The 7,081-nt window shown below is 68.0% G+C and carries 5 protein-coding genes; 1 reads left to right on the forward strand and 4 read right to left on the reverse strand.

What is annotated here, in order from left to right:
• Window positions 1–887: 887 nt before the first annotated feature.
• Window positions 888–1,217 (reverse strand): hypothetical protein, encoded by a 330-nt coding sequence (locus ABZV38_RS39000; RefSeq protein ID WP_356333545.1) that lies wholly within the window; start codon window positions 1,215–1,217, stop codon window positions 888–890.
• Window positions 1,217–1,411 carry a hypothetical protein gene (locus tag ABZV38_RS39005; RefSeq protein WP_356333547.1) on the reverse strand — a complete coding sequence of 65 codons (195 nt, stop codon included), beginning with the start codon at window positions 1,409–1,411 and terminating at the stop codon, window positions 1,217–1,219. The genes ABZV38_RS39000 and ABZV38_RS39005 overlap by 1 nt, the downstream gene beginning before the upstream one ends.
• A 123-nt stretch (window positions 1,412–1,534) precedes the next feature.
• On the opposite strand from ABZV38_RS39005, the gene ABZV38_RS39010 reads away from it, so the two are divergent.
• Window positions 1,535–2,881, forward strand: coding sequence for a hypothetical protein (locus tag ABZV38_RS39010; protein ID WP_356333549.1), 1,347 nt, complete (start codon window positions 1,535–1,537; stop codon window positions 2,879–2,881).
• On the opposite strand, the gene ABZV38_RS39015 is transcribed toward ABZV38_RS39010, so the two are convergent.
• Together ABZV38_RS39015 and ABZV38_RS39020 are read right to left on the reverse strand one after the other, a co-directional pair.
• Window positions 2,859–3,392 carry an NUDIX hydrolase gene (locus ABZV38_RS39015; RefSeq protein ID WP_356333551.1) on the reverse strand — a complete coding sequence of 178 codons (534 nt, stop codon included), beginning with the start codon at window positions 3,390–3,392 and terminating at the stop codon, window positions 2,859–2,861. The genes ABZV38_RS39010 and ABZV38_RS39015 overlap by 23 nt on opposite strands.
• A gap of 1,193 nt (window positions 3,393–4,585) precedes the next feature.
• Window positions 4,586–5,593, reverse strand: coding sequence for a zinc-binding dehydrogenase (locus ABZV38_RS39020; protein ID WP_356333553.1), 1,008 nt, complete (start codon window positions 5,591–5,593; stop codon window positions 4,586–4,588).
• Window positions 5,594–7,081 lie beyond the last annotated feature (1,488 nt).

Below are 7,081 nucleotides of genomic sequence, written 5' to 3' on the forward strand. Positions count from 1 at the left end.
ACAGAAGTCGAGTGCTTCCGGCGGCATAAGTGCTCACCTGCTGGCGGCTACGGAATCGAGCATTCCCCGACTCCGTAGCTCCCATTAGGCGGCTGATGCCGCTCCGGACACCTCGGCGAGGTACGCGTTCGTCTTCTCCGGGTCGGAGAAGCAAGCCGTACACGCCACAAGCCTCCCACCTGCGAACTCTCCGCATATGGGGGGCTCCTGGCATCCCGTGGGCCGTCTGTGGGCCGTCAGCCCCGAATCGGAACCCTGCTGTAGGCCGTCGCGATGGCCTTGCGCGTGCGCTTCTATGCGTTCTCGGCTCGAACCGTAAACCGACCGGGATTCTGAAGGACGTATCGGTTCCCCCGCTTGACGAGGTTTCCGGCTTGCAGCCGAGGTTGATCTCCCAGGAAGCCCGGCAGTAGCCGTACGGGGACGGATCGCGCACCAGCACCGTGCCCTGCGCGGGTCGGCCGTCGAGGTCGATGCCCCACACGTCGGCGGCGGTCTGCACCGCCCAGGCAGGCAGAGCCTCACCGCCGGCGGCGGCCTGCCGGATGCCCTCGTAATGGTCGGCGGGGATGCGGGCCCCGGCCCTCGCTCCCGGCTTGAGGAGCAGATGCCCGTCGAGGAACGGGGACGCGATCAGAGCATGGGCCATCAGTGGCCCTCCTTCCGGATCATGGAACGCGACGGCACGCGTGCGCCCTGACGGCCGATGCGGCAGTGGATCTCGCCGAGGCCGTTGCAGGTGCCGCAGGTCTTACCGGACGAGTTGGCGCCGCTGCCGCCGCAATCCCCGCAGCTCTCGTTGCGAGGAGGGCGAAGGCGCCGGGTCTGCATTCCGCCGTAAGAGTCAGGGCGGGCGACAAGGAACGTGCGGTTGCGTGGGCTCGTGATCAGCTGGTGCACGAGACCTCCTCCAGGGCGTCTTCCCACGTGTGCTGCTCGGTGTGGCCGGCGAACAGACAGCAGCCCTCCCCGTCGGGCCCCGGGGCGACCACCGGGCAGTCCGGCAGCACGACCAGGCCCACCTCGGTCCTCTCCTGCCAGCGGAGCCACAGCGCAGTCCCGTACTCGCCGAGGTCGTCGAGGAGGCCGTAGTGCTCACCGTCGTCGTGCGCGGACAACTGGCACTGCACGGCCCTGTCCACGCACTCCGCGGCCGACCTCTCCCGCGCTTCCCGCACCAGGTCCAGGGGCACCCAGCGCCAGTGCGTGCACCGCATCACGACACCAGCCGCAGAGAGCCGACGGAGTTCCGCTCCGCGCACCGGCGACACGCGCACGGCGGGAAGCCGCCGGGATTGTCCGGGAGCACCGGATCGTCCCCCACGCGCACCTCGGTGAGAGGCCCCCACGTTCGGCCGGAGTCGCGCGAGACCCGTAGCGTCATCCGTACGTCGTCCTGTCCGTTCGCCATGGTCATGAGCATCGCGATCCGCAGGCTCGACCAGAAAGGCCAAGCGGATTACCCAACTTGGGTAACATCACCCACGGTTGACCAAGAGCAGCGATCCGTAGTCCTCACGCCGGAGCGTGCCCGATGCCCGAGCCACCCCGCTCTAAGGAACTCCCGGTCAGCCTGCTCACGGACCCGGTGATGATCGAGGCATGCCAGGTCAGAGACTTCGGCCGCGTCTTTCAGCTGGTCAAAGCACGAGCAGGTATTTACCCGTCGATGATTGCGCGACGCTGCGACCTCACCCCCAGTCGTGTCGGCGAGGTGACTGCCGGGCGGCGGCAGCTGCTGCACATGGACGTGATCGAGCGGATCTCTGACGGACTGCGCATCCCCGGCCACATGCTCGGCCTGGCCCGGCGCTCGTGGGAGACCCCCCGGAACCTGACCTTCACGCCACGAGAACCCCCGGAGGAACCGGCCCCCGTCGACGCGCAGTTGGCCTCAAGTCTGGCGGGGGCGGACGTGGCCAGCATCCTCGCCCTGGCGGCCGAGAGAGACCTCAGCCCGTCGACGCTGGACGCGCTGCATTCGTCGATCGCGGACTACTGGCGCCGGGACGACGAACACGGCGGCGAGACCTTACGGCCGGCGGTCGTCGGCCAGCTCCGCTACGTCGTCGATCTCCTCAAGGAACAGCGCCCCGCGCCCATGCGGGACGGCCTGCACAGCATCGCGGCCGAGCTGGCCAGACTCACCGGGTGGACCTACTTCGACGCTCGCCAGTACAACCAAGTACGCGCCTACTTCACCGAATCCCTCGGGCTGGCCAGGGCCATTGACGACCGCCAGTTCATGGCCAATGTCCTCGCCTGCATGAGCCTCCAGGCCACGTACCAGGACAAGCCCGGGGACGCCCTCGCACTCGTCACAGCAGCCCAGGACCAGGCCCGAGCCGCCATGGGGACAACACCTCGCGTACTGGCCATGCTTGCCATGCGCGAAGCCTTCGCCCACGCCACCCTCGGGAACCACAGCGCCACCCACGGCGCGATCTCGGAAGCCCACACCTACTTCGGCCGGATCAGCTCCGGCGATCCGGACCCGGCGTGGGTGGCGTACTTCGACGAGCCGAAACTGATCGTGGACACTGGCATCGCACACGGCCGACTCGGCGAGGCCGCCCTCGCCGAACCCCTGATCGCAGGCGCCCTACGCCGCGAACACGCATCGAACCACCGGGGCCGCGCCTTCCACGCCTTCTGGCTCGCCCGCACCCAGCTCCAGCGCGGCAAGCTCGACGAGGCGTGCCACACGGCCATGGACGCGCTTGCCCCGGCGGCGGCCGTCAGCTCGCAACGAGTCGCCGGCCACCTCCAGGAGTTCTACGAGCAGCTGGAGCCCTTCCGCCAGGAGCCGGCCGCGGTGGCGTTCGAGGCCCGGCTCCGGGAAGTGCTGCCCCGCCAGGTCAGCGGATCGCCTCGTCCATGAGCACGTAGAGCAGCCCAACGAGGGAACCGCTGCTGACGATCTCGCGTCGGTCGATCATGCCCCGCACGTCGGCCAGCGGGATCCACTCGATCCGGTCCGACTCGTTCTTCTCGGTCGGCGGACCCTCGTACGCCGCCCCGTCGGCCCGGAAGACGTGGTGCTGGGAGTCGGTGATGCCGTTGGCCGGCTCGGCGTAGATCAGCGGCTTGATAGGGCCGGGACGCCAGCCGGTCTCCTCCAGCACCTCACGGGCCGCAGCGTCGGCCGGTGTCTCGCCCTCCTCGACCAGGCCCATGGGCAGCTCCCACGCCCAAGCGTCCGTGATGAAGCGGTGCCGCCACATCATCAGAACCTCGCGCCGCTCGTTGACCACGGCGGCCACGGCCAGGTGCCGAAGCTTGACGACGTGGTGCTCCCAGCGGTTCCCGTCCGGTGTCTCGACATCGGTGAGCCACAGGTTCACCCAGCTGTTCTCGTAGATCGGACGTTCCCCGTGGATCTTCCACTGCATTGCTGCGGCCCCTCTCGATCGGCTTCCAGCATCGCAGAGCAGCGGCTAGCTAGGGCTAACTAGGACTAGGTTCGACCAGGATTCACGTCAGGCTGACGAAGACGGGTGGGGTCTCCCTACCTTGATGGGTGGCCGCGCCCTGTGGTTGGAGCAGAGGATGGTCCACAATTCGTGCCGTGCCCCGGAGACGAACCCACCCTCGGATACGCGCCAAGGCGCCTCGCTGTGGCCGCCGCACCGCGAAGGGGACCCCTTGCCGCCTGTCGCAAGCAATCGGCCAGGGGTGCCGTCACCACGCAACAGTTGCCGAGCGTGAAGCTGTCGCCGAGGCCGAGCGGGAAAGGGATGCCAAAGCTGAAAAGGCGGCACGAAGGCAGGGCTGGGCGGCGATCATCGGCCTGACCTCCTTGACGCTTGCCATGCTGTGGGGGGTGGCCTCATGCAGCTTGTCGGTGTGGGAGGAGCAGGAGCGAGATGCCGCGTGCGAGCCGCATCGGCAGAAGGCTCTGGCTCTGGATGCTGAGGCCCGAGGCGTGGAAGTGCCGCTGGTTCTGAGCTTCGATCAGAGCCTGTTGCGACTCCAGCTGACGCGTTCTCTGCCTCGATCGCTGGATGGCGCGAGTTCGTCAGCTGCTAGTGAGGGAGAGATAGCCGCGGCGTATCAGCGAAAGCGTGAGCCCGCAGGCGAGGCTGCGAAGGCGGTTCTTGAACACCAAGACTGCCTCCCCGGTTTCGTGGAGGCGGCCCGACGCATCGAAAGTTCTCCCACGGTGGTTACCCGCGTCGAGATGCCCGCACCGGCTCATTGCAGCGATGGGTGGCCATCCGGTTCGATCGGTAGACAGGGAGCGTGCTCCCATCACGGGGGTGTGGTTGCGGGATCGTCATGGGCCACGCTGCGCTTCGACTACACCGAGGCGCAGCAACGGATCAGCGGTCGTGATGACGCAGTGGACCAGGTGTGGACCGCCGGAGGTGCTGCGGCGCCCCGCAGGTGGGGAACAGGCAGGTCAGGCGTATCAGGGACGTTTCCCGCAGCGCCCTCTTGAAAACCGTCGCTGTGCGCGCGGTAGAACTTTCCCTACTTCATCAAGGCCCGCGCGCGGCGCGGGCGCGCGCGGGCCTCTGCGGCGCGCTCGGCGACTGCGGGCATGAAGTGGGAAACCCCCTCTGTGGCTGTGGCGGTGCCGCTGTCAGGGGCGGACGAGGACGGTGCCAACCTTGCCGGGCCGTACCGCGTGCTCCACGGCGTCGGCCAGCTCGCCGAGACCGTATGTGGCGACCACATCGAACTGCTCCGCGAGCGCCAGCGCGATCTGCTTCGCGGTGGCGATGTCGGACGCCCGCCGCTCGGGGGACGCCTCGGACGGCCACCCGCTGATGATGTTCTTGCCCCGCAGCGTCAGCGACTTGCTCACCAGCGTCGATGCATGCACCGAGATCGGCTCCTCGGCGATCATTCCGTAACTGACCAGCTTCCCGCCCGGTGCCAGGAGGTCCACAAGGCTCCCCGCCATCTTCCCCCCGATCGGGTCAAGGGCCACGCTCACCGGACTACCTCCGGCCGCCTTGCGGACCTCGTCGGCCCAGCCCGGATGTTCCGTCGCCACGACCGGCACATCCGGGAACCGCTTGCGCAGCTCGGCGGCACCGCGCTCGCTGCGGACGACGTTGATGAGCTCGAAGTTGTGGAACTGGGACACGCCCGTCACCAGCCGCCCGACCGACGAACCCGCGGCGGTCTGCACCAGAAATCCGTCGTAGCCGAAGGCAACGTGCTCCTGCACCTCACGGCGCAGCATCACCGCGGTGAGCGGGTTCGCCAGCATCTGTGCGGCGACCTCGTCCGGCAACTCGTCCGGTACGGCGACGACCGCCTCGGCGTCCGCCACGAACCACTGGGACCACGCCCCCGGCTGGGGAAAGACCGTCACGCGGCCGCCGACCTCGACCCCCGGCGCCATGCGCGTTCCCGGGCCGATAGCCTCCACCACGCCGGTGGCCTCGATGCCCGGCGTCACGGGATCCGCAGCGTTCCCTGGGCAGGCCTCGATGGGGTGGAGATCTCCAGGGTGTACTGGGAAGGCCGTGGTGCGGATGAGGACCTGGCCGCGCTCGGGCGCTGCCGGCTCCGGCTCCTCGATGACGGTCAGGACGGCGGCGGGCGATCCGCCACGGGTGTAGACGACACGCCGGTTCATGGCTCTCCTCCTGCGCGCTGGTACGTGAGGGGCTTGGAGGGGACATCAGCCGACATCCCGCAGCAGCAGGTGCTGCCCGCTGAGTGCACCGTCCAGGCGCATCAGCCGCCCGCCTTCACGCAGGCCCTCGTTCACGCTCGCACGGTGGGCAACCAGCAGCACAGCCGAATAGGCTGATCGGGTTCTGGGCCATATGAGGCGTCCCTGGCGCCGCACTCTCACCGGAAGCGACAGGTGAGCCGACGTAGGCCGTCGAGGTCTTGGCAGGTTGCGGTACACCAGCGAAATACAGCAACCGCAGAAGCCGGAGGTGGCCACCAACGGCCCCCGGCGACCGCCGTACCAGCCTCCCGGACCGTAATGGCCGTCCGGCCGGTAGTTCGGGACGAAGAGGTCGCGTGCTACAGCCGTGCCAGATGCAGGGGTCAGCCGCGGTAAACAAGGGTGGCCGATGGGCGTGTCCCCGCCTTCTAGTTCGGCCATAGAAGCCGCAGGTCACAGGCGCGGCGCCCCTACGAACGTGCTGCGGGTCCGTCTCAGATTCCGTCTCGTTCGCCGCCGTACGTCACCGTTCGTCTCGGTACCAATGCCCACTAGTCCAGAGCTTCGCGGACGATGGTGTACGGCTATGAATGGCGACGCATCGCGCCCTGACCAGCAGGAACAGACCTCGAAAGCGAGTATGGGGAATTGCCGGGGGTGTAAATACGTACCCTCGCGAAGAGCCCGGCGCACTGCGCCGGACCCTTCGCGCTATTGCCGGATGCCGTGCCTCTAACCCCGCAGCGGTACATCACCGTCGATGGGGAGAAGCACTCCTACTACGACCAGACGAGCTGGATCAACCTGGCCGGCCCGATCGGTTTGCCCTCCCTCGTCATCCCCACACGGGGAAGACCGCCGACGGTCTCCCGATGCCCGTCCAGCTCATCGGCCCGTACCTGTCGGACCGGACCCCGATCGCGGTGGCGAAGCTCCTCGCGCGCGTCCTGCCGACTCCCCCGAAGGCCCGGCCCTTACCTCGTAACCGGCCGCACCTGACCCGGGCTCGTCCGGCTCCCACGGGGGTGGGGCGGGGTGAGGCCGCACAGCAGAGGGGCCCCAGGCGAACCTGGGGCCCCTCTGCGCTTGGGTAGTTGGGACGGATCTCCGCACGGCTCGATCCTCTCAGGGAATCAAACCTCCAATAGAACCAGAGCGCTTCAGAGATGAGTGACCAGCACCTGAGTAGGGTCGGGGACTGGCGCGGGGCTGATGCACCGTTTCCAGTCCCCGACCCACTACTTAGCGGCGGTCCCGATGCTCACGGTCGTTGTCTGCGTTGCTCCGGCCTTGGGCACAGACGCTGTCCCGGGGAGGTACGCCCTTCGCGTCCAACCCGAGGCCGATCGACAGGCAAACATTCAGTTGGTAATCGGAGCGTGATCGTTCCGGCCGCCTCATCACGCTTGGTGGTCGTCGAGTTGGGCCGTCGCGGTGTGGTTGGAT

The organism is Streptomyces sp. NPDC005181 (assembly GCF_040608395.1).
Lineage (GTDB): Bacteria > Actinomycetota > Actinomycetes > Streptomycetales > Streptomycetaceae > Streptomyces.

Bases quoted from the DNA above. Each gene is read 5' to 3' on its own strand.
- ABZV38_RS39000 (WP_356333545.1), bottom strand. From the start codon at position 1,217: ATGCGGTGCACGCACTGGCGCTGGGTGCCCCTGGACCTGGTGCGGGAA.
- ABZV38_RS39005 (WP_356333547.1), bottom strand. From the start codon at position 1,411: ATGGCGAACGGACAGGACGACGTACGGATGACGCTACGGGTCTCGCGC.
- ABZV38_RS39010 (WP_356333549.1), top strand. From the start codon at position 1,535: ATGCCCGAGCCACCCCGCTCTAAGGAACTCCCGGTCAGCCTGCTCACG.
- ABZV38_RS39015 (WP_356333551.1), bottom strand. From the start codon at position 3,392: ATGCAGTGGAAGATCCACGGGGAACGTCCGATCTACGAGAACAGCTGG.
- ABZV38_RS39020 (WP_356333553.1), bottom strand. From the start codon at position 5,593: ATGAACCGGCGTGTCGTCTACACCCGTGGCGGATCGCCCGCCGCCGTC.